Annotated in this window: 18 protein-coding genes and 1 pseudogene; 10 read left to right on the top strand and 9 right to left on the bottom strand. The window is 40.1% G+C overall.

The window, feature by feature from the left end:
• The first annotated feature begins 302 nt into the window (after window positions 1-302).
• Together PN471_RS08430 and PN471_RS08435 are read left to right on the top strand one after the other, a co-directional pair.
• Window positions 303-836 carry a Csu type fimbrial protein gene (locus tag PN471_RS08430; RefSeq protein WP_271776458.1) on the top strand — a complete coding sequence of 178 codons (534 nt, stop codon included), beginning with the start codon at window positions 303-305 and terminating at the stop codon, window positions 834-836.
• Between the two features lie 121 nt (window positions 837-957).
• On the top strand, window positions 958-1,740 hold the full coding sequence (locus PN471_RS08435; RefSeq protein WP_271776459.1) for a fimbrial biogenesis chaperone: 783 nt from the start codon (window positions 958-960) through the stop codon (window positions 1,738-1,740).
• 115 nt (window positions 1,741-1,855) lie between these two features.
• Here the strand turns inward: PN471_RS08435 and PN471_RS08440 are convergent, their stop codons facing one another.
• On the bottom strand, window positions 1,856-2,377 hold the full coding sequence (locus PN471_RS08440; RefSeq protein WP_271776460.1) for a Csu type fimbrial protein: 522 nt from the start codon (window positions 2,375-2,377) through the stop codon (window positions 1,856-1,858).
• Between the two features lie 6 nt (window positions 2,378-2,383).
• Between PN471_RS08440 and PN471_RS08445 the strand changes: the two genes are divergently transcribed.
• Entirely contained in the window at window positions 2,384-4,699 is a 2,316-nt protein-coding gene (locus PN471_RS08445) for a fimbria/pilus outer membrane usher protein (RefSeq protein WP_271776461.1), read from the top strand.
• A gap of 325 nt (window positions 4,700-5,024) precedes the next feature.
• Window positions 5,025-5,375, top strand: coding sequence for a DUF6464 family protein (locus PN471_RS08450; RefSeq protein WP_271776462.1), 351 nt, complete (start codon window positions 5,025-5,027; stop codon window positions 5,373-5,375).
• 62 nt (window positions 5,376-5,437) lie between these two features.
• Here the strand turns inward: PN471_RS08450 and fmt are convergent, their stop codons facing one another.
• Entirely contained in the window at window positions 5,438-6,439 is a 1,002-nt protein-coding gene (gene fmt, locus PN471_RS08455; protein WP_271776463.1) for a methionyl-tRNA formyltransferase, read from the bottom strand.
• Between the two features lie 1,316 nt (window positions 6,440-7,755).
• Between fmt and PN471_RS08460 the strand changes: the two genes are divergently transcribed.
• Window positions 7,756-9,006, top strand: coding sequence for a hypothetical protein (locus PN471_RS08460; protein ID WP_271776464.1), 1,251 nt, complete (start codon window positions 7,756-7,758; stop codon window positions 9,004-9,006).
• 112 nt (window positions 9,007-9,118) lie between these two features.
• Here the strand turns inward: PN471_RS08460 and PN471_RS08465 are convergent, their stop codons facing one another.
• The 4 genes and pseudogenes from PN471_RS08465 to PN471_RS08480 all read right to left on the bottom strand — a co-directional run bounded on the left by PN471_RS08465 (window position 9,119) and on the right by PN471_RS08480 (window position 14,366).
• Window positions 9,119-11,725 carry a chloride channel protein gene (locus tag PN471_RS08465; RefSeq protein WP_271776501.1) on the bottom strand — a complete coding sequence of 869 codons (2,607 nt, stop codon included), beginning with the start codon at window positions 11,723-11,725 and terminating at the stop codon, window positions 9,119-9,121.
• A 354-nt stretch (window positions 11,726-12,079) separates the two neighbouring features.
• A complete protein-coding gene (locus PN471_RS08470) occupies window positions 12,080-12,403 on the bottom strand; it encodes an RNA recognition motif domain-containing protein (RefSeq protein ID WP_271776465.1) in 324 nt (107 codons plus the stop codon).
• 359 nt (window positions 12,404-12,762) lie between these two features.
• Window positions 12,763-12,834 (bottom strand): annotated as a pseudogene (locus PN471_RS08475) (phycobiliprotein lyase); the annotation flags it as partial.
• A 218-nt stretch (window positions 12,835-13,052) separates the two neighbouring features.
• Window positions 13,053-14,366, bottom strand: coding sequence for a proton extrusion protein PcxA (locus PN471_RS08480; protein ID WP_442867141.1), 1,314 nt, complete (start codon window positions 14,364-14,366; stop codon window positions 13,053-13,055).
• Between the two features lie 58 nt (window positions 14,367-14,424).
• On the opposite strand from PN471_RS08480, the gene PN471_RS08485 reads away from it, so the two are divergent.
• On the top strand, window positions 14,425-16,611 hold the full coding sequence (locus PN471_RS08485; protein WP_271776466.1) for a recombinase family protein: 2,187 nt from the start codon (window positions 14,425-14,427) through the stop codon (window positions 16,609-16,611).
• A 158-nt stretch (window positions 16,612-16,769) separates the two neighbouring features.
• Here PN471_RS08485 and PN471_RS08490 read toward each other — a convergent pair whose 3' ends face one another.
• Window positions 16,770-17,153, bottom strand: a complete 384-nt coding sequence (locus tag PN471_RS08490; RefSeq protein WP_271776467.1) for a hypothetical protein — start codon at window positions 17,151-17,153, stop codon at window positions 16,770-16,772.
• Between the two features lie 324 nt (window positions 17,154-17,477).
• Here PN471_RS08490 and PN471_RS08495 point away from each other — a divergent pair, with 324 nt between their 5' ends.
• On the top strand, window positions 17,478-18,629 hold the full coding sequence (locus tag PN471_RS08495; RefSeq protein ID WP_193894669.1) for an alanine--glyoxylate aminotransferase family protein: 1,152 nt from the start codon (window positions 17,478-17,480) through the stop codon (window positions 18,627-18,629).
• 676 nt (window positions 18,630-19,305) lie between these two features.
• Here PN471_RS08495 and PN471_RS08500 read toward each other — a convergent pair.
• Both PN471_RS08500 and PN471_RS08505 read right to left on the bottom strand, forming a co-directional pair.
• Window positions 19,306-19,800 (bottom strand): hypothetical protein, encoded by a 495-nt coding sequence (locus PN471_RS08500; protein WP_271776468.1) that lies wholly within the window; start codon window positions 19,798-19,800, stop codon window positions 19,306-19,308.
• Between the two features lie 91 nt (window positions 19,801-19,891).
• Window positions 19,892-20,953: a D-alanine--D-alanine ligase family protein gene (locus PN471_RS08505; protein WP_271776469.1), complete on the bottom strand. Its 1,062-nt coding sequence runs from the start codon at window positions 20,951-20,953 to the stop codon at window positions 19,892-19,894.
• 468 nt (window positions 20,954-21,421) lie between these two features.
• Here PN471_RS08505 and PN471_RS23420 point away from each other — a divergent pair, with 468 nt between their 5' ends.
• The 3 genes from PN471_RS23420 to tsf all read left to right on the top strand — a co-directional run bounded on the left by PN471_RS23420 (window position 21,422) and on the right by tsf (window position 23,918).
• Window positions 21,422-21,523: a type II toxin-antitoxin system PemK/MazF family toxin gene (locus PN471_RS23420; RefSeq protein WP_442867142.1), complete on the top strand. Its 102-nt coding sequence runs from the start codon at window positions 21,422-21,424 to the stop codon at window positions 21,521-21,523.
• A 217-nt stretch (window positions 21,524-21,740) separates the two neighbouring features.
• Window positions 21,741-22,514 (top strand): 30S ribosomal protein S2, encoded by a 774-nt coding sequence (gene rpsB / locus PN471_RS08510; protein WP_193894661.1) that lies wholly within the window; start codon window positions 21,741-21,743, stop codon window positions 22,512-22,514.
• A gap of 459 nt (window positions 22,515-22,973) precedes the next feature.
• A complete protein-coding gene (gene tsf / locus PN471_RS08515; RefSeq protein WP_271776470.1) occupies window positions 22,974-23,918 on the top strand; it encodes a translation elongation factor Ts in 945 nt (314 codons plus the stop codon).
• The last annotated feature ends 72 nt before the right edge of the window (window positions 23,919-23,990 follow it).

The following is a 23,990-nucleotide window of genomic DNA, read 5'->3' on the forward strand; positions in this document are numbered from 1 at the left end:
GCTAAATAAAGTATTTTCAGTATCCTCATAGATATCCATAGCTTGTATAATAAATTTTCTCAATTCCCAATAAAATCAGTATTTATATTGTTATGCGGGGGGGGGGTAAATGCTAGTATACACTGAGAAAAAATCATCCACCAAGAGACATATTTTTTTCTCAACCTACAGCGATTTCCAATCATATAAGGTACATCTTAGCCCCCTCATCGCTTGCGGGGAGGGGGTTGGGGGTGGGGTTCTTGTTCCGGGTTTGATGACAATTTGCTGTAATATTTTTTTGTAACCAGGAAACTTAAACCATGATTCGTCGTTTTGCCCTAGCTTCCGCCATCTTAATCGCTGCCAGTTCCGCCGTTTCTGTCGTTTCTGCCGCTCCAGCAATGGCAGGTACAGCAACAAGTGATTTAACTGTCTCAAGTAATGTTGTTAATAATTGCACTATTTCTACAAGTTCAATTAATTTTGGTAATTATGATCCGATTTCTGATAATGCCAGTAGCGATCTTATTGGAACAGGGTCCGTAACCGTAACTTGTACCAGTGGAGCTTCAGCAACTATTACATTAGATGCGGGTGCTAATCCTGCTAATGGTTCTACTAATGCCCTCCCACTGCGTAGACTTAGCAATGGTACTACTGGTTATCTCAATTATTATGTCGTTTTCCAGAGTGGAATAAGTGTTGCTTATTGGGGAAATACCGCAGATACTGGTGTATCACATACTGGAACTGGTAGTGCATCAGAACTGAATCCTATCGGTACAATTCCTAGCGGACAAAATGTTCCTGCTGGTTCATACGCTGATACTGTAGTGGCTACAGTCACCTTTTAATCTAAAAATACTTGGATACCTGACCTCTTCCAGAAGTCAGGTATTTCTTTGCTGAGAGGTTGTTTGAAAAACCCTACCCGAACGAAAATTATGGTTTGCATACCATATTATTTATTACTTAATGTTTTACCGTACCTACCAACCAAAACTACTTTTTTTCCTGAGCCTGGTATTTGGCCTATCCCTAAAACCCTCAACAGCCTGGGCAAGTAATTATAGCGTTAATCCCATTAATGTTGTGCTTTCTCCCAGAGTTGCCACTGCTCTGCTGAAATTACGTAACCAGGATACCAGTGCTGGCAGCTTTCAGTTCAAAGTATTCAAATGGGAACAAAATGCCCAAGGAGAAGACAAACTCACTCCTACTGAAGATATTATTCTGTTTCCATCTTTACTTTCCGTAGAATCCCAAGGAGAGCGGCAAATTAGACTCGGTTCTAAAGTTCCCATTAATACTGTGGAAAAGACTTACCGATTGATTGTGGAAGAAATACCGACAAAAACCAGTAAACCCACTCAGAATGCCATCCAAATCTTAACTAATTTAAGTATTCCTATTTTTCTACAACCGAGCCAAATCAACCAGTCAGGAAAAATGGGACAACTAGCAATCAAAAAAGGTAATTTATCTTTTGAGATCAATAATACTGGTAATGTGAATCTTCGTCCACAGCAAATTACAGTCCAAGGACTAAGTGCCACAGGGGAAAAAATTATTGAAACTGCTGTTAATAGTTGGTACATCTTAGCGGGTAATACTAAATCCTACAGTGTAGAATTACCACCTAAAGAAAAATGTAATGGGGTCAAGAAACTGGTAGTGGAAGTCAAAACCGCAAAAACCACCTTTAAAGAAACCCTAGACACTCCCCAGGGCGCTTGTGCTGCTGCTTACCCCCCTTAGTCCCCCCTTGTAAGAGGGGAAACTGGAGAATCTTGTTGTCAGGGCGGGAAACTAGAGAATCTTGTCCCCTCCCCTTGCTAAGGGGAGGGTTAGGGTGGGGTTAATTTTAAAATGCTTACAAAGTCGCTTTCAGTTGCACCGTGTCCTGGTAATTTCCCGCCGGCACATTTTGCCCCTCCGGAATCTTAATATGAACATTGACATTACTGGCTGAACCCGTACCAGTCAATGACAAACCAGTATCATTAGTATTCCCCCAAATTGTTGTCTGAGATTCATCTTGATATAATTCATACAATAGATAATTTCCATTACCATCAGTCATGCGGCGCACCGGGGTAGGGTCAGTCGAATCAGGAGCAGGATTTTGTCCTTGTCCCAGGGTAATTTTCCCAGTAGTATTACTCGGTAAAGTGATAGGGACTGGTGCGGTTTTCGTTACAGGAGTAACAGGATTATAGGGGGTAGCTATGGGGTTATATTCATCTAATTGCACAGGAGCAGGTGGGGCAATTATAATACTAGGAACTACGGAAGCAGAAACATTCAAATTAGCATTTGCGCTACCTGCCATTGCGGGAGCAGGGTAACTGGCTATAAGTAATAAAACAGTTAATAGAGAAGAGCGCACTTTCATGGTTTTATGGTAAATAATGGCTGGTTGTTGCTGTTGGTTTCTGCTTGGAGTTTTGCAGTCTGTTCTGAGGTTGCGGCACAAGAACAAAATGCCATTTTGGAACTTACCGTTAATCAGGTAGCTAAAGAAGCAATTTTTGTGATCTTACGCCCCCAGGATATTTTGGTTACTCGTTCCGATTTAGAAAAAGCCGGGTTAGAAAGTTTCGCTGGTAGTCGAGAAACTATTAATAATGAAATCTATGTTTCTCTGACTTCCTTAGCTCCCCAGGTCAGCTATATTTTTGATGAAAAAGGCTTAACTTTAAGGATAACAGCCCAACCGGAATTATTAAAGAGTAATTCATTTAATTTAGGTCGCCAGTTACCCCAAAACATTACTTATAGTCAAAACACTAGTGTTTTCTTGAATTATGCTTTTAATTTACCTGTTGACGTGGAAAAATTCAACCTCAACAATTATACATTTTTTGGAGAATCAGGATTAAGCATTAATAAAAGTTTACTTTATAGCAGTTTTTCCCGCAAAACTGACGGTTCTTGGCTGCGAGGTTTAACAAATTTCACCTTAGACAATCCCCAAAAAATGACTAAATGGGTAATTGGTGATTCCTTTGTCAGTGCCGGCAATTTAGGGGGAGGAATGTTTATGGCTGGTGTGAGTAATTCACGGGATTTTGGACTAAATCCTCAAGTCATTCAACAACCAACTTTTAGTTTATCTGGTGCAGCCTTAACACCTTCCAAAGTAGAGGTTTTTGTGAATGGACAAAGAGTAAATCAAACAGAAGTACCCCCCGGTCGCTTTCAATTTGATAATTTACTCCTACCTAGCGGTAGTGGTTCTACAAAAGTGGTAATTCGTGATGCTTTGGGTCGAGAACAGGTAATCACTTCACCTTTTTATTTTGCTCCAGGGTTACTAAAACCCGGTTTATCTGACTACAGTTTTAATTTAGGTTTACGGCGATTTAAACTAGACTCCGATAATTTTAATTATGGTTCTCCGGCTTTTCTCGGTCGCTATCGTCAGGGTATCACCAACTCCCTGACCCTGGGCGGGCGCTTGGAAGTTGCTAGTAATTTAATTAGTGGTGGTTCTAGTCTAACCACTACTCTGCCTTTTGGGGCTTTAGGACTATCCCTAGCCGCCAGTAGTGAATCAGGAATACCGGGGGCTGCTGCTGCTCTGACTTATAGCTATTCTGGTCGTAATATCGGTTTTGGTGGTTCGGTGCGGCTGTTGAGTGACCGATATGCTAATTTAAGTTTGACAGCATTAGATGACAGAGCCAAGTTAGAAAATAATGCTTTTATTTCTGTCTCTCCTACCCGTAATTTCAGCTTAGGTTTGCAGTATGCGTCCTCTGACTTCCGTGACAAAGGACACAGTAACCGTCTAGCTCTCACCAGTGGTTTGCGTCTCAGTTCCCGTGCAGATTTATCTATCAATCTCAGTCGGTCTGACCAGCCTACACAACCAACTACAAATGAACTATTTATCGGTTTCAATTATACTTTAGGTAATGCGAGGGCTAGTATTAATCGGCAAAATACCAATGGTAAAACTGCAATTAACTCAACTGTATCCGTACAGAAATCTCCACCGGCTGGTAATGGCTTGGGCTACCGTCTTCAGGTTAACCCCAACGGGGAAAAAATTCCTGGCAATGGTAGTATTCAGTATCGCGCTCCCTTTGGCGTTTATGAGTTAAACCTCAACCGCAATAATGGTAAAAATAGTGGTTCTGTTAATGTTTCTGGTAGTATTATCGGCATAGGAAATAGTGTTTTTCTTGCTCCTCCTGTCACCCAAAGCTTTGCACTTATACAAGTTCCAGGGGTGAGGGGTGTGCGTGGTTACAGTAATAATCAGGAAGTTGGACGCACTGATTCTCGCGGTAATTTAATAATTAGTAATCTGCGCCCTTATAATGGGAATAATTTGAAAATCCAAGATCAGGATATTCCTTTAAACTACAAAATTGATGCTAATGAAAAAGTAATTACTCCACCTTTTCGAGGTGGGGCGGTTGTGCGTTTTCCTGTGCAATTAATTCAGAGTATTGTTGGTACATTGTCGGTAGAAACATCAGGAAAAACTGTAATTCCGTCCTATGGTCAGTTAAATATCACTGTGAATAATCAAATTATTAATTTACCCATTGGTAAGGAGGGAGATTTTTATTTAGACAGTGTTGCTCCGGGAAAATATGCAGCTAATGTGGACTATGAAGGCGGTATTTGTAATTTTGAGCTAACTATTCCCCAGTCTCAGGAACAAATGGTTAATTTAGGTAATTTAAAGTGTATTATTCCTTAGAGGGTGTCATACTAGTACAGCTTGGCGTAAATAAACCAACCATTCTTAATCGCCAAAAAGCTTGCTCAATATTACTTTTGACTTTTGACGAACGCCTTGTGGTACTAGCCTTAGCGACTTGAAGTCACTGCTACACAGACAAAACCCACCTATTTCTTCTGTCCCGCAAGGGATATGTGGGTTGGAAATTCTATATGTCAATCACATTATATTACAGCAAATTGTCATCAAACCCGGAACAAAAACCCCACCCCCAACCCCCTCCCCGCAAGCGATGAGGGGGCTAAGATGTACCTTATATGATTGGAAATCGCTGTAACTAATTATGGAGCTAAATTCCTTACCCACTGAGATAATTTTGACACATCCGCGTCAGTCTCTTGGTAAGTTACAACTTGATTGGACACCCCAACCGGGAAACTATCTTGATTTTGAGGGAAAAACCTATGCAGTTTTAGAGCGTTGCCATAGATATCAGCTTAGAGGAGGACGCTATAGTTTACATAATGTCGCCATTTATGTACAAAAGGCGCAAAGACCGGAAGAAAAAAGTTTGGTAGAGGGACGTTGGGTTATTGGTGATGCTACCTGTAAATATAATGCTCTTTCAGAAATTATCCGTTGTGCGGTTAACCCAGAAGGACCATGTAAATCCTGCCGGTTTTATGAAAATTAGGGAACAGGGAACAGGGAACAGGTGGAGAGGAGAGACAATGTTGCCCAATCACCAATCACCAATTACCCATTACCCATTACCTCCCCAACAGTTAATCGAGTTCCATTGACAAAATCCCATCCTGATTGGGGACGTTTACCTGTTAATTGCACTTCTCGCAGCAGTAATAAACCTGCCCCTGTTTGGACAATTGCCCCTAGTCCTTTTGTAATGTTTACTACTTCTCCGGGTTGACCTGATATAGTTGACAAATGAGGTATTTTGTTAATTTTTTCTTGTAACTGCTCTGGTAATTCTTGAATGTACGCTGACTCTATGGGGACAGTAGCAGTGATTTTTAATGGTTGATTGCGGAAGCTGGTAATACAGTTAGGATAAAAGCCGCGAATTTGATTGTGTAATTGAATGGCACTTTTAGACCAGTCTATGTCATAGTCTGGTTTTTGAATCAAGGATGCGTAAGTGGCTATGGTATGATCTTGAGGAATGGGTGCAATTTCCTGGCGTTCTAGTTTATACAGAGTCTCTATAAGTAAATCTGCGCCAGCGATCGCTAACTTTTCTGCTACAATCTGAGCATTATCTAGTAAATCAATCGGTGTAGTTGCCTTGAGCAGCATATCACCTGTATCCATGCCCTTATCCATCAGCATAGTTGTGATCCCGGTTTCTTTTTCGCCATTGTAGATACTCCACTGAATCGGCGCAGCCCCCCGATATTGAGGGAGAATTGATCCATGTACGTTAACACAACCCAGCTTTGGCATATCTAATATCTTTTTAGACAAAATTTGTCCATAGGCAATAACTACAAACACATCCGCTTCCATTTGCTTGAGTTGTGTTAAGGTTTCAACATCTTTTTTGACTCTTTCCGGTTGCCATACTGGGATATGATGATCTGTAGCCAAGGCTTTCACGGGGGAAGGTGTCAGTTTATTCCCACGTTCTCGGCGTTTATCTGGTTGGGTAATTACAGCAAGTACCTGAAAATCAATGTTTTCCAAGAGTTTTTTTAAAGTGGGAATTGCAAAATCTGGAGTGCCAAAAAATACTACTTTCATTAGTTATTAATTATTAATTACAAGTCATGAGTCATTGATCAATGGTAAGTGTCTTCCTCATCACTGACAACTGCCACATCTGAATGTTAATAAAATTATGTTGAGCATTTTTGATGATGGGAAATCAATTTTCATGGTTTGATGGTATAGTGTTTATTATTAGTTGAGCGAAAACAGCTTCGATAAACTATCAGTAGTCTAATTACTTAGTTCGGCGATGCTTTCGGTTCGGAAGCCTATCATTATTTGCATCTACTGTTGACAGGTTTTGTGCATCCAACTGTGTTTTAGAGTTGGTCATTTCTCCACTAACTCAAGTTGCTAGTTATCTAGTTGAGGCTGGTAATGGCTAATTGGTAATAGGTAATTGGTGATGAAAACAGAAATTTCATCCTGGACATCCTGATTCTGACAATGTACCTAATTAGCAACTTACATTACTAAATCAAAATTATTCGATAATTGCCCAAGTTAAAAGTAAACTGTATTTGCTTAATCGCAGCGGTTACGAGTGTAAATTACAGTTTGTTGTTCGGGTGTATGAATTTAATGTTTTATTTACTATTGATTGTGCATCAGTTAATCTGGATTTGCCAATATATAGGTTCTGATTGGATAAGTCCTGCGCTATTATATCCAGCCAGAAACAAAGTATATTATTGGGAAATTACTTGGTTCAAAAGGATGTTTGAAGACTTTTTGACGAATATAACTCGCTACTACACAAACAAAGTCCACGAAAGTGGACTAACAGAAAATTAAGGTTTTCAAACCCACGCAGCTGGGTTTCGCCTGTGTAGACGCGGTTTCCCACCGCCCAAATATGTATGAATTTAAGCTTTTAAAACAAGCTCTAAGACAGTTTTTAATAGCATCCTGAGGTTTTGGCTACGTAAGTATTCAGTCAAAACCGGATTTAAGGGGTTATGAATGGGTAAGACTGATAGCAGTAAATTAACATTCAGAATACTGATTAATTCAATTCTTGCTGAACTGCTGACGGCTAAATGCTTGAATTTATGCTCCTACCTGTATTCTACTGGTGTTAAATATGGATGTTGCTGGAACTGACAATAATGATGGTATTTATTAACAGATGTAATTTACTGTTAACTTTCATCCCGTCATGATTGTATATTATGTAAAGATTATCAGGGGGTAAATGGTGACACTAAAACTTTTGTAAAGCGATGCAACATTTGAATAAATTATCTCGTAAAAGCTTTTGGTTTGTTGATATACATATAATCATAGCTTTTTCCCGTTCCTGTATAAATACTGCCCGCACTTAGCAACTGCCCCTAGAGAGTCTCATCATGCTTAAACCCCTTTTGGTGTCTGGATGGTTTCGTGTTCAACCATTTCTCAAATACATTGCCATTGTTATTATAATTTCACCTTTCGCGGGCATATTCATTAATGCTACCTTAGCGAAACAATTAGAAACAGCAATTGTGAGTTCTGGAACTAGCAAATCTAAGCTAAAATTGACAGAAAGTTCTGCTACTAAGAAGTTAAATTTCCAATTTGCTCAAGTTAACTCTCAAACAGGAAAAATATCTGTTGGTGAAGGAATACATTCATTACCAAAAGATCGAATGATTTCAGGGGTAGAACGAGAAAATTCTCAAGTGGGGAATAATGTTGTTAGTGAAACTGTGCCATCAGTTGATGTTGCACAATTTCCAAGACCAAGACTGGTTAATCAAGTTAATTTAATTCAAAAATTACAAGATACAAAAGAAAAGGCTGATTTAAATTCCCCAGTCAGTGAGAACATTAAATCCAAGGAATTAGCAACATCAACAGTTACACCTAAAGTCGGAGAAATTCCTGTTAGTGAACAGCAAAATGAGTCAGAGACAGCACAAACTGATCCTATAGGCAGTCCCCACCCCATCCCTTGGCAATGGATTTTGGCTACTCAAGAAGCGATTGGCGGGAAAGGTGGTTCTGGTCTCCGCTACTATCGGAGTATTCCTGTGGTTTCTCCTGATGGCAAGTATGCGATTTATAGTCGGGTGCAGATGGAAGTAAAACCGGAAATGCACAATAGCCGAGTTAATAGTGTGTTGTTTGTAGAAGATAGACAAACTAAGCGGTTACGGGTGATGACATCAACTAGTGTGGTGATTGATCCGCTGTTAAAGAGACAGGCTGGTTTGTCAGTAGAGGCGGATCGTGATGGAAATATGGGTGTGTTAGTGCCTGTAAGTTGGTCTGAAAAAGGCGATCGCTTTTTAGCCCGGAAATTTGTGGCGATTTTCAATACAGCAGATGCCACAGATCAGGCTGTAATTTGGAATCGTCAACAGAATAATCTGAATGTGGTTAGTCCTGTGCAATCCGAAGATGATCACGAAAAAATAGCCATTTTGTTAGGTTGGAGTAAAAAGCAACCTAATGATGTGTTATTCCGTGCTGGTGAATTAGGGGAGGAAAATTGGCCGCTGTTGCAAGTGACTAATGATGGTAGAACTGTAGATATTTCAGCAGAAGGGGATCAAGCAGTAACTTTCGGTGAAAAAGGTAGCATTTGGGTAGATCCACAGCTTGCTTCTCGATAAGGAGTCACCGAGTCAGGAGTATGGCTAACGCCACGCTGCGCTATCAGGAGTTCAGGAGGAAGAATAGTTTTTATCAATTACCTGTTCCCTGTCCCCTGTTCCCTATTCCCTGTCAAGACATTGCGCTGCTGACTAAAATTACCGTAATATCAACACCAGAGGCGATCGCTTCGGGAATGTTTCCTTGAATAGCTTGTTGTAATAATCCCTCACGGGAAGCACCCAAAACTACAACGTCGAAACCTTCAGTTTTCACCAACTCAATTACTCCAGCGGTGACAGATTCAGCTTGTAAGGATGCAGCAATAACATTACCTTGTAAATTGCGGTAACGCATTAATTGCCGGGTAGATGCTTCTAAAACTGTCATATCTGGTGTTGTTTCCCCAGGTTTAACAACTTGGGTTAAACGAATTTCTATCTCATTTTCCAAAGTGACTAAAGCTGGTAATAATTTGATAGCTATGGGTGCATTTGGTCCCCCAGCCATAGGGACTAACCATCGTTTAAATTGTTGGTAGGAACGAAAATTATCGCCTAATTTTACTAAAACAACATCACAATTTGCTTGACGAATTACCGTATCTACAACATTGCCAAAAATCCTGCCGGGGGTAGATGTATTTCCCTTCCAACCCATGAAAATTAGATCTATGTATCGTTCCTTAGTGGTTTCTAAAATTGCTTGGGCGACATCATGGGCGACCCGAATTTGGGTATGAATGGGAATGTGCAGCTTTTTGGCTAAACTTTCAGCTTGTCGGAGTAAGCGACGACTTTTTGCCGTGTTGACTGGGGTTTCTGCGGGGGAAATATGACGAGATACAAGGATAATTTGTAAACATTCTATTTCATAATGGCGATCGCGGGCAATAGCCGCAGCCATTTCTAGTAATGCCGGGGCGGTTTCCGGGTTAGCAATGGTAACTAATAATCTCCCTCTGCCAAGACTAGGCGATCGCGTTTGGTAAACTAAATAAGAAGGTTCGGCTTGAAGACCTGTCACCCCATCTTCACCATTCAAATGATCTGCTTCAGCACGAATAATATCAGCGCGAGTAATAATCCCAATTAATTTTTTACCATCTACCACAGGTAAACGACTAATTTGATATCTATCTAATAAATAGAGAACATGACTTAATCTATCTGCTGGTGTCACCGTCACCGGCTTAGGTGTCATAATTTCTTTTAAAAGAGTTTCATGGGGCAAAAGATGATTAGGAATCTTCTGTAAATCAGTTTGGGAAACTAAACCCACTAATTTATTATTTTCTACTACCGGAAAACCGCGATGATGGGAACGAGAAAAAGCCTTAATCACTTCATCTCCCGTCATTTCTGCCTCTAAAGTTTCCACCAAGCACTGCATTACATCCTTAGCAGTTAACTCAGTTAATATCCCTTGGGTTGGACTATTTTTCTGAATAACAATTCCATTTAATTTTAAAAGTTTGTCATAGAGTGAACCCGGAACAACTTTCTCCGCTACTAGATAAGATGTCACAGATACCACCATCAAAGGTAAGACTAAATTGAAATCTGTCGTCATTTCAAAAACAATCACAATGGCAGTAATGGGAACTTTAGAAACCGCACTAAAAAATCCCCCCATTCCGGCTAATGCGTAGGTAGTCGGTGAACCAAATCCAAATACTTGCAATTCACATACGCCAATAATATGTCCTAAACAAGAACCTAAAATTAAACTCGGTGCAAATAATCCCCCAGGTGCGCCCGAACCAAAGGCAATTAATGTTAAAATAAATTGGGCAATAAAGGCAATTCCCGCTAAAGGAATATTTGGTTCACTGGCGATTAAAAACTCCCGCAAACCTGTATTATCCCGAAAATATTCTGGTAGCAAAGACATAATTAAACCAGAAGCCAAACCCGCTATTGCCACCCGCAAAGGTAAACTAATATGTAAACGGCGATAAGCTTGAATACTGAAAATTAATCCCCGATTAAATAAAGCTGCTAATAAACCCGCTAAAATTCCTAAAATTAATAAAGTTGGAATTTCTAATAGGGAGAAACTGCTAGAGTGATTAATCAGTTTTAAGTCTAGTTGGAAACTCCCACCACCTAACCACCGGGAAATTACCCCACCAATAAAAGAGGCAATTATTGCCGTTCCTAATGTTAACCCTGATAAATCTTGTAATAGTTCCTCAATAATAAATAAAACCCCGGCTAGAGGTGCATTAAAAGCTGCTGCTAAACCAGCCCCCGCGCCGGCTGCAATCATCTGTCGGCGATGATCTGGAGAGGTGGGAACTAAGCGACTCATACCCGCCGCTAACCCCGCACCTACCTGGACTGTAGGCCCCTGTCTGCCCAAGGTTAAGCCTGAACCCAAGGCGATAATTGCTGAAATTAACTTGACAAAGGCCACTCTCCATGATAAATTAATCGGCACATTTCCTAGAGCGGCTTTGACTTGGGGAATCCCACTACCAGCGGCTTCTGGTGCTAATCTCTGCACTAACCAACCAGAAAGAAACCCCAAACTTACACCAATAATTGGTAAGGCTATCCACACAGGAAAAATGTGAGTTGTATGCACTCGCCATGTTCCCAACCACCCTGAACTTTGTTTGAGTAATACCGCAGATAAAGCGGCTACTATCCCAATTACAGAAGCTTCTGCTATGGCTAATCCCCTCCGAGGTTGCCAAAAGTTCCGAAAATACTGGGTTAGCAACGCCAAGGACATCATAAATTTTAAGTTTTCTCCACCTATCGCTATACTTGAGAAGGTAATAACTTGGGTTTTTACATCCACATCTCCCCTTTAAGTAAAAGCTCAAATTATGACCTTGTGAAGTATAATTTAATTAGTTTTTGAATAACATTGAGACTCGTATTTGGGGCAGTTTTCCAAAAATTATCTTATGTCGAACTCAGGTAACATCAAAAAGTTTTGTTTTCGCTTTTGGTTCTGGGGTGACAAAACGTGGAGTTTGATTATTTGGGTGTTGGATTTGAAGATGAAAAAATTACCCACCCCGCTGACGGAATAGGTAATTTTTCAGCATTTAATAACTAAAAAACTTTAGTTATATTTGGCTTAATAGCGACTGCCGCCACCGCCACGGTTGCCACCGCCACCGCCGTAGCCACCACGTCCACCACCTGAAGAACCTCTGTCTTCTTTGGGTTTTGCTTTGTTAACTTTCAAATCACGACCCATCCATTCAGCACCATCAAGGGCATCAATAGCAGCCTGTTCTTCAGCTTCAGTACCCATTTCCACAAAACCGAAGCCGCGCAAGCGACCTGTCTCACGGTCAGTGGGAAGCTGAACACGTTTCACAGCGCCGTACTCTGCGAAAACAGCACTAAGCGCATCTTGTGTAACTTCATAAGAGAGGTTACCCACGTAAATTGACATAGAATATTTCCAAAATCATAAGAGTGTAGAGATTTAGATTTCGGAGAAAAGTCTGTAAATACCAAAAGGGAAAGCCTGTCAATACTAACCACAAACATTACTGCCGAATTAATTCCCACCTTCCAATGATTACACAAAAAATCATAATTGTGGGAAGAAGTTTAAAAAATGTTGTAAAAAGTCATATTTGTTGCTTATGGGCATTCCCACCTTTGACACTCTCAGGGCCGAAGCCGCTGAGATTCTTTAAATCAAAGACATGACTCTGCGCTTTATGCTGACGGGATAATCCTGTAAGTTACACCCGTTAATTAACCCTATACCCTGTATTTCAGCCATCACATCTTAGCTTGTATCCGCTATTCTAGATATTGATCAATCATAAACTGTTCACTGGCGCGAGAAATGATGCTTTGTCGGGTACGGTATTTACATAAGGAAACTATTTTTTCCATCTTGATGCACTAATGATGCACTAGTACAACACGGCGTAAATAAACCAACCATTCTAAATCGTTAAAAAGCCTATACTGTCTTCGTTTTGACTTTTGACTTTTGACTTCCGCCCTGCGGTACTAGTATAGTATTTTGTCAAGATAATTTAGATGGGTTTCCCCTGAAGCTAATAGTAATGTTAGCAAAATACTGGCTATTCATTCATGTTATGGTAGGTGGCAACAGCAGAAGGTGAAATCCGATTTAAGTAGCGGAAAATCCAATATTTAAAGATCGTATCTAAAATTACGGGAAATGTGGCAATAAATAAGAAAATAAAATCCCGATTGGCTGGTAATCCCCAATGTCGTGATATTCCTTCTAAGAGAACTTCCCAACCGTGAGGAGAGTGGAAACCGACAAAAACATCAGTAAATAAAATGATAATAAATGCTTTAGCACTATCACTTAAACCATAAACTACGTTATCAAAAAATTCCTTGAGGACTGCGATAGAACGCTTACTAACAAGTAATAAGATGGTGAAGGTAATTACTGCGAAAATATCAGCAAATACATTTTTAATAGCATTATCACTTTCTTTACGAAATTCCTCTTTGACTTCATCTGCTTTCTTCTTTATTTTGAGTTCTAATTCTTCGGTAGTAAGAGGAGGTGCATTACTAATTAAGGCTTCAAATTTGGTTCTTTCTTCAAATCTTTGTAAGGCTAATAATCCTGCTTCTTCCATTTCTCCATTTAGGAAAACTTCTCCTGTTTTATCATGGCGGAAATGTTCTACTAACGGACTCACAATTAAAGCTTTGGATAATTGATGAGTTAGAAGAGGAACGATAATCAGTAAAAGTATAAACCGAATTGAAATAATACTTCTTTGTTGGGCTTTACGAAAATTTTGAACTACATTTTGCTCAGATTCCGGATCTAATTCTACCTGTAGGCGAGTGATTGTGCTTAAAATTGAACGTGGTAAAATACCTGTTGTATTAGTTTTTCCTTTCGGTAGGTTTTTGTTAGCTTGATTTGATGTTTTAGGGATAAATTGTTGGGAATTAACTAAATCTCTGGATGGTGCGACAGGTGGAGGATTGGAGGTGTTATAATTTGTATCTATATCATTATCAGTATATTTGGAGGTGACTTGATCAATGAATTCTAGTTTCTCTAAAATTAATGCGGGGCTAGAATATTCTATACCCAGTTTTAGGGCGGCTTTTTGTTTAGATTCATTCGCAAACCACCGACTGGCTTTAAATTCTGTCAGCCGCATTTGCACAGTTTTTAATAACTTTTGCAAATCTCCTTGAAAATAATCCATGACACTGGCGCTGTGTATGGTAAATTCAGAGTCTATTTTGTTACCATTAAAGTGTTGATCTTCTATTTCCTTAATTTTTATAGCCGCTTGATAGGCTGTATTTAAAGAACGTTCTGGTGTCATTAGATACCACTTATAAGCAGCTAGTAAAAAAGGGTATATTTTTTGGCTAAACACGGTATTTTTCATCAAGATGATTATTTGGCATTATCTACTAAATTCTTAAACTTAAGTGAACGCAAAAACCATGATTTCTGATTCTCTTTGGATTTTTGGTACTAGTCGTAGTGGTAAAACTACTCGCTTGGTCAGCTATTTTGATGCTTGGTTGCAAGTTAACAATCAAGTTTCTAGTTCATCTTATAATGAAAATATTAACAATTCTCAACCTATAGATCCAAATTTAAATTTACACCAAAAAGAACTAGGTATTTTATTGTTAGCTGCTAATGATGATAATCGCCGGGAATTAGCTGATAGAGTTACTACTTTAACCCTGGGAAGATATCCTATTCGTGTCAAAACAGCTTTGGGGTTTTTTCAAGATGAAGTAATTTTGTTTTGGCCTTTACTAATTGACTCGTTGTCAATCAAAGCACAATTTCCGGTGAGATTACGTCCCGAAACAGAACAAGAATTGGCGACGAAACTCTGGAGTTCTCAATTAAATTCAGAAGTTTTGCGGCGTGTAGGGATGAATGAGAATCGTTTGGTCAGAAGGATTCTAGATTTATGGCAATTGGCGGCTTATAGCGGTGTATCCTGCGAAGATATTCCCCAGATATTACAAAGTGGTCTAGAGGATAATTCTCTTAATTTAGAAGCAGATTTTTTGGGTTTTTTACTACTAAATTGGCGGAATTGGTGCTTAGAAAAAGGTTTATTGACTTACGCACTAATTACTGAATTGTATCACCAAAAATTATTACCTGATTGTAGCTATCAACAGCATTTACAACACCGTTATCAAGGGATCATAGCAGATGATGTGGATGATTATCCAGCGATCGCTGCTAACTTATTTGCATTTTTGTTAGATACTGGTGCTGTGGGGGCTTTTAGCTATAATCCTCATGGGGCTGTCCGTTGGGGTTTAGGTGCAGATCCTGAGTATTTATACCAAATATCTAAACGTTGTCAAGTAGAAACTTTAACTTCACCTCCTGTAAATAGTTTGGGCTATACTCTGACTGAGCAAATGGTAGAATTGGTAACACAGCCGATGACGATGTTGAGTTTACCCAGTTGTGTCAAGCCTATTCAAACTAATTCCCGCGCTCAATTATTACGCCAAACAGCCGAGATGATTATTGCTGGGGTGCAGTCCGGGGAAGTAGGGGCGGACGAAGTAGTAATTATTGCACCGGGTTTAGATGCGATCGCTCGTTATACTCTAGTAGAAATATTAACTAAGCAAAATATCGAGGTAGAATCTCTCAACGAACAACGCCCCTTAATCAGTTCTTCAGTGGTGAGAGCATTACTTACCCTCATGGCTCTAGTTTACCCCGGTTTGGGGCGGTTAGTAGATAGGGATGCAGTGGCGGAAATGTTGGTGGTTTTGAGTCAATATCAAACCCAAAATGGGCAGGAAAAAGAATTCCATCATTCTCAAATAGATCCGGTGCGGGCTGGGTTAATCGCTGATGCTTGTTTCGTTCCCCACCCCGACACACCCAATTTATTACCAGTGAAAACCTTTGAACGCTGGGATAGAATTGGCTATATTGCCACTCGGGCGTATCAAGATATATTACAATGGGTTGAGACACAGAGAGAGGAATATCACCAGCGACTTCTCCTCACCCCCATTTTCCTCCTCTACAAAGCCATTCAAGAGTTTCTGTGTCAGGATAAAAACCCTTCATATCAAGACTTAGCAGCATTAAGAGAATTAATAGAAACCGCTCAACATTATTGGGAAGTAGATACTCGCTTAAAACAAAACGATACTCTATTACTTTCACTGCATACACCAGAAACCCTTAGTATTAACATTACTGATAGCGATAGCGTGGCGATAGCCATATTTATTCAACTGTTGCGACGAGGAACAATTACTGCAAATCCCTATCCTATCCGTCCTATCGGTAGCAGTAGAAAAGCCGTAACTTTAGCAACCATCTTCCAGTACCGTGCCAGTCGTAAACATCACCGTTGGCATTTTTGGTTAGATATTGGTTCACCACTGTGGGCGAAAGGTGGTGCAGCTACTTTATTTGGTGCTACTTTATTTTTACGAGATAGGTTAGGACAACCTTGGACAGCCGCAGATGAACAACTAGCGGAAGCACAAAGATTACAAAAAATTGTTGCTGACTTACTGGCGCGTGTGTCTGATAAATTGTATTTATGTCATAGTGATTTAGCTATAAATGGACAGGAACAAATAGGTCCATTATTACCTTTAGTTCATTCCTGTGAAGTAGTTTAGCAGAAGTCAGGAGTTCAGGAGGAGGAAAGAAGAATCGTTTTCACCAATTACCAATTACCTGTCCCAAATATAAAATTTATTTTGCACGACTACTTATAAATAAAACCTCCAGATTAGGTTCTAGAGGCTGTTTATGCAAAATTTATTTACAGGCTCTTTTAGCAATCTGCACTTCCATTAGAAGAACTAAGATCAGTAGGAATTATCTTAGTTCCTGATTGATTTAAACTAAACGAACCGGAAGGGTCTGCTTTGAATACGGCTGGGCTAATTCCCGGCTTTGATGCTGAAGAGTTATATAAAAGAAACTCTCCTTGATAAGTACCGCTTTCTCCGGGTTGTAAAGTTTGCTGTTTCAGGGGTAAATTCTCCCCAAAATTATAGAAAGTCCTTGGTGCTTCCGTATTATTTCTCAGTGTGAATCCTCCAACAATATTAGAAGCTTGTTCCGAACTTAATTCCGATAGACAATTTTCATCAAAACCAATTAAAGAAGTATCTTTTTCTGTCTGAGAAGTCGTAAAATTTCCTTGCAACATCATCTTAATATCTCCGCAATTACATAGTTGGAACTAACCTGCTATAAACAGCTTATGCTTTAATTGAAGTAATTTAATTAATCCTAAGTTAGATATTTTAAATTAACCCTAAGTTAGATGACTTACTTATGATGAGATATTTGTCAGAAAATGCCGTAATAACAACGGATAATTCACAAAGGTTTACTTACGTTTAGCTTCATGGGATTCATCGCCAAAGAGATCATTAGTAAGATAAGTTAATTAGTTGCACTTCGGCATACACATTGACTACATACCGCTATATCATGCGATTAATTCCCATTGAATCTCAGATAAATTAAGTTTATGACATCTACCATTTCCATTAACGACAGTCAGCGGTTAGGACTTGAACCCCTAAATATTCCCCACCGTCTCCTATTGGGACCAGGTCCTTCTAACACCCATCCAGCGGTATTACAGGCGATGAATAGCACACCTGTAGGACATTTAGATCCGGCTTTTTTAAACCTCATGGATGAGGTTCAATGTCTGTTGCGTTACGCATGGCAAACAGAAAACCCCCATACTATTGCTGTCAGTGGCACAGGTACAGCCGCTATGGAAGCCACATTAGCTAATTCTGTAGAACCGGGTGATGTCGTATTAATTGGGGTAGCGGGTTATTTCGGTAATCGCCTGGTAGATATGGCGGGTAGATATGGGGCAGATGTGCGAACTATTACTAAACCCTGGGGACAAGTTTTTAATTTAGAGGAAATCAGTGCCGCAGTAGCTACCCATAAACCGGCTATTTTGGCTTTAGTTCATGCTGAAACTTCCACCGGCGCACGTCAACCTTTGGAAGGTGTGGGTGAGTTGTGTCGTCAACATGACACATTGTTGTTAGTAGATACCGTTACCAGTTTAGGTGGTGTTCCCATATTTTTGGATGAATGGGGCGTTGATTTGGCTTATAGCTGTAGTCAAAAAGGGTTGGGTTGTTCTCCTGGTGCGTCACCATTTACCATGAGTGGGCGGGCAATGGAGAAGTTACAGAAGCGTCAATCTAAGGTGGCAAACTGGTATTTAGATATGACATTGTTGAGGAAATACTGGGGAAGCGATCGCACATATCACCACACTGCACCAATTAACCTGTATTATGGATTACGGGAAGCTCTACGTTTAGTAGCAGAGGAAGGGTTAGCTAGTTGTTGGCAACGTCACCAAAAAAATGTCGAATATCTGTGGGAAGGATTGGAAGACATGGGTTTAAAAATGCACGTTGCCAAAGAATACAGATTACCAACTTTAACCACTGTTTGTATTCCCGAAGGAGTAAATGGTAAATCAGTTGCTAGGCAGTTATTAATTGAGCATAATATTGAGATTGGCGGCGGTTTAGGTGAACTTGCCGGTAAAGTTTGGCGTGTAGGTCTAATGGGTTTTAATAGCCGTCCTGAAAGTGTAGATAAGTTGATAGCCGCACTAGGAACAATGATCTCTAATAATTAAGTAGGTTGGCGTTGAAAATTGTCGTTATGGCAAGGCAAAAGGCAAGAGGCAAGAGGCAAGAGTGAAGAGGGTTTGGGCGATTTTACGTTTCTTTACACAGTTTGGTTTTATTGTGTTCACCTACTTAGGCGAGTCAGGAGGTAGGGGCGCTTTTTTCTGCGCCCAGTCAGGAGTATGGCTAACGCCACGCTGCACTATCAGGAGTTCAGGAGGAAGAAGAATAGTTTTCACCAATTACCAATTACCAATTACCAATTACCTGTTCAAATAAATAAAAAGAGAGTGGGAGAAGGCATACCAAAAGCCTAAAATCTCCCACTCTACATTTACTGCTGTAGCGTTTGGGAACATATATAAACACTGCCAGTTATTTAGGGGGGTTGATTTAACAACGACAGTATTGATATGCGGTTAATATTCCCTTTGCAGCAAATGTCAAATCTGATTATTGTGATTATTTTTGATTCAATTAATGGTCAATTAGGTGTTTATAAATTATTGTTATTTATGCTGAAAAACGTGAGCATAAATTAAGGGATTGTTTGAAATAGTCAATATTTAGTAAACGTTGATAACCACAAAATTGAATTTGTTTATCTTGCATCAATGTAACTTAGGTAATTAAAACTTGGTTGCCAAGTTGGCATTTTATTGAAAGTTTTGTATTGCTAAGTTTTTAGAAGAATCTTGAATCTTGTCTGTCTTTGATAAATGCTGTATTGGTATTGAGGGGATAAATTTTCTCTGGAGGCGAAATTATCAGCATATTTTTGCTGTTAGTGGATTTATAATGCTTCCGGGAGGGCATTTTGTGACTATGGCGATAGCGTTGATTATTTCTTGTGCTTTCTTTGGAGTTTTGCAATAGGTAGAAAATTACAAACGAACCGCTAGAACAGCAAAAGATCACGGCAATGATCAACCATAGAGGTAGGGGATTACTAGTATCGGCAAATGTAGAAATGGTTGATTTTATCGGGATATATGCGGTTTCTGCTTTTTCTACCTGTGGCACATAGCCAGTATAAATCAATTGATTATAGGCAATAATTACAACTCCTACAGGAATTAGTAACAAACTTAAAAACCAGATTCCAGAGTAATTTTTCAGTATGTTTACTAGAATTTTTCCAGGATTTCGCTTTCTTTTTAACTCTTGTTCATTGTCCATTATATTAATCACATAAATCATATTTATGACAAGAGGAAAAAGAAATATTTTCCCCTTTTAACTAATCCGCTATCTCCTATCCCTAATCCCCCTAATTAATGGGAGAATGTCTGGCGATCGCTAGTTGAATTAACTGATCTACCAACTGGGCAAAGGGTATACCCGTATTAGCCCAAAGTTGGGGATACATACTTGTGGAGGTAAACCCTGGGAAGGTGTTAATTTCGTTAATAAAAAGTTCTCCGGTAGCTTCTACATAGAAAAAGTCTACTCTAGATAAACCAGCGGCATCCACAGCCGCAAAGGCTTGTAAAGCCATGTCTTGAATTCGCTGTGCCACCGTATCTGGTAAATTGGCGGGAATGAATAAATCGGCTTTCCCAGGGGTATATTTGGTTTCGTAATCGTAAAAATCACTATTAAAGGTAATTTCACCAACAACGGAGGCTTTGGGGTTGTCGTTACCGAAAACGGCACATTCGACTTCTCTGGCTATAACTCCAGCTTCGACAATAATTCGTCTATCATGGGTGGCAGCATTATCCAAAGCTGTTTCTAGTTCTTGGCGCGATCGCACTTTGGCAATTCCCACCGATGAACCTAGATTAGCAGGTTTGACAAAACAGGGATAGCCCAATGTGGCTTCAATTTCATCACACAGTTTGGGAAATACGCAAGCATTTGACCAAATTTGCTCTCTCGTCACCGCCTTATATTTTACTTGAGGTAATCCCGCTTGGGCAAAGGCCATTTTCATGGCAATTTTATCCATTCCCACTGCTGAACCCAAGACTCCAGAACCTACGAAGGGAACTTGCATTAAAGTTAGTAAGCCTTGAATTGTTCCATCTTCGCCATTTGGACCGTGCAGCACGGGAAACCAAAGATCAACTTCTTGAGTTTCTGGGGGAAATTGCCATAAATTAGGGGTTGTGGAGGGGATTTCAGGGGGAACACCAGATGCTAAAACCTGTTGTGCAGTAACTCCTGCTTGCCAACTGCCATTTTTTTGAATATAGAAAGGTAAAACTTCGTATTCCTGAGCATTTTCTTCTAAACTGAGGGCATGAGCGATCGCCCGCGCCGAAATTATTGAAACCTCATGTTCTCCAGAACGTCCACCAAACAGCAAACCCACCCGTAGCTTAGTCATTTTCTTCTCTATCTCCACAAATCCGCAATTTCCATTATCACCAAAGAAAGGGAACAGGGTGGAGGAGAATTGTGATCACGTGACTTCGACATAACGATAATTTGTGGAAAACTCACCCCACGTAGGAGTCTCAAGCCCTTATTCTCTCGTTGAAAAAATCATAACTCCGAACTCAGGTGTGATCATGATGCTAAATTGCAAGTGCCGATATTAGGGGCGTAAAATAGTTCTTAATATAGGGTCTTAATTTCAATCGTTATGATTTCAGCAAAATTTACCTTAGAACAATCCCATATTGATTTTTTAGCTTAATCAGCAGAAGCCCCACGTCTCACTCTTAGGAGCGTGGGATGAATGCGAGTGAGTTGAGTTGCGTAGCCCAAATTGTATTTGAGCGTAGCCAAAACAAAGAGCACAAGATGAAGAACTTCAAGAACTTACAGATGCTGCGATCGCTGATTGGCCAGTATGAGCGAACTATACCGGGGATTAATTATCAATGTCAATTTAGATCCCAGTCAAGGATCGGAGACGGGCAAAACTAGACCCTGTATAGTTGTTAGTCTGTAGTTTCTTTGGCTCAAATGATGGAGTCATGGGGACTGGGGACTGGGGAATAGGTAATTTCTTCTTCTTCCTGACTCCTGACTCCTACCTTTTACAAAAAATCCATAATGTGTTACCCTAGAACAGTTGTCTAAAATCCGCACATCTGGGAATTCGGGTGTTTCTTAAAATTGAGAAATACACCTAGATGGAGGTTTAACCCGAATAGGAGTAACAGAATATGCCAGTAGTTTCCTTGGCTCAAATGATGGAGTCAGGTGTTCACTTTGGTCACCAGACCAGACGTTGGAACCCCAAAATGGCTCCTTATATCTACACCTCACGAAATGGTGTACATATCATTGACTTGGTACAAACAGCCCAGTTGATGGATAACGCGTATAATTATATGCGGACTCAATCAGAGCAAGGTAAAAAATTCCTGTTTGTTGGCACTAAGCGCCAAGCAGCCGGAATTATTGCCCAAGAAGCCCTCCGTTGTGGTTCTCACTACATTAACCAACGTTGGTTGGGTGGAATGCTCACCAACTGGGCAACCATTAAAACCAGAGCAGAGCGTCTCAAAGATTTAGAACGGAGAGAAGAAAGCGGCGCACTGGATTTATTACCCAAGAAAGAAGCCTCCATGCTGCGTCGGGAAATGACGAAGCTACAAAAATATCTGGGCGGCATTAAAAATATGCGGAAAGTCCCCGATATCGTGATTATTGTTGACCAGAAGCGGGAATATAATGCTGTTCAAGAATGCGAAAAATTGGGGATTCCCATTGTGTCCATGTTGGATACCAATTGTGACCCAGACGTTGTAGATATTCCTATCCCAGCCAACGACGACGCAATTAGATCCATTAAGTTAATTGTTGGTAAATTAGCAGATGCTATCTATGAAGGTCGTCACGGTCAGCTAGAAGTGGAAGAAGACTACGATGATTACGCTGACGAAGACTACGAATATGATGAAAGTGATAGCACTGATTCAGAGGACGAAGCATAAGCATCTATAATCGGGATTAAGGCATACCAAAAAATAAATTAGCCAATTTTTTAGTAGTCTGGCAAACAAGTAGGGGTAAAGCAAAAGTTTAATGGTGTCAACTTAAGCCCTGGCGAATGGAATTCACGGCTACACAAACAAAGTCCGCCTGCGCGGACTAAGGAAAAATCAAGGATTGAAACCCACGTAGGTGGGTTTTGCCTGTGTAGACGCGGTTTCTAACCGCCCGTTTTACTAAACCCCTAAGTCTATACTAAAGATTGCGGTATTTCTTTGAATGAAAGTCCCTTACAGGCGATTGTAGATTAATTAGGTACGGGATCTAAGTTCAAAGTCAGACATCAATTCAGTTTTACTCCTGACTCGGTGACTCCTGCTGTAAATGATTTTCAAATGAGTCCTGATCGTCTGATAATCTTGAATAATATTTGTATCTGTCAAGTTAAGAATTGAGGCAATATGGCGGAAATATCTGCAAAACTCGTCCAAGAGCTACGCCAAAAAACCGGTGCTGGCATGATGGACTGCAAAAAGGCACTGAAGGAAAATAATGGCGATGTCGAAGAATCCATCACTTGGCTAAGGCAAAAAGGTATTGCCAAAGCTGATAAAGGAAGCGCTCGTATCGCTGCAGAAGGTCTAGTAGACACTTACATTCAACCCGATGGTCAGGTAGGTGTACTCATCGAGGTAAACTGCCAAACCGACTTTGTTGCCCGCAATGAAGCTTTCCAATCCTTAGTTAAGAACCTGGCAAAACAAGCTGCAACCGCTGATAGTGTTGAGTCTTTATTGGCTCAACCCTATATTGAAAAGTCCGGTGTCACCGTTGATGAATTCATCAAAGAGACCATTGCGACTCTTGGTGAAAATATTCAAGTTCGCCGCTTTGTGAATTTCTCTCCCACCACTGACACACCAGGAATAGCAGCTAGCTATATTCATACTGGTGGTCGTATTGGTGTATTATTGGAATTAAATTCTCAAACGAATGCGGCTGCTACTAAGGAAGATTTCCAAAACTTGGCTAAAAATGCAGCAATGCAAGTTGCTGCTTGTCCCAATGTTGAGTACGTTAGTGTAGACCACATTCCTGCCGAAGTTGTCACCAAAGAAAAAGATATCGAAATGGGTAAGGATGACTTGGGTAATAAGCCAGAGAACATCAAAGAAAAGATTGTTCAAGGCAGAATTGAGAAACGTCTCAAAGAAATGACTTTACTAGATCAACCTTTTATCCGTGATCAAAGTATTTCGGTAGAAGACTTGGTGAAGCAAGTAAAATTTAAAGTTGGCGAAGAAATTCAAGTTAGTCGCTTTGTGCGTTATGTCCTCGGTGAAGGCATTGAAAAGAACGAAATGAGTTTTGCTGATGAAGTTGCGGCCCAAATTGGCGCTAAGTAATTTTGTGATTAGTCAGTGGTTAGTGGTCAGTGGTAAGTTGTTAAGAATATACACTTAATAGTTAGCTGTTGA

Origin of the sequence: Aphanizomenon sp. CS-733/32 (assembly GCF_028330045.1) — a bacterium.
Classification (GTDB): domain Bacteria; phylum Cyanobacteriota; class Cyanobacteriia; order Cyanobacteriales; family Nostocaceae; genus Dolichospermum; species Dolichospermum gracile.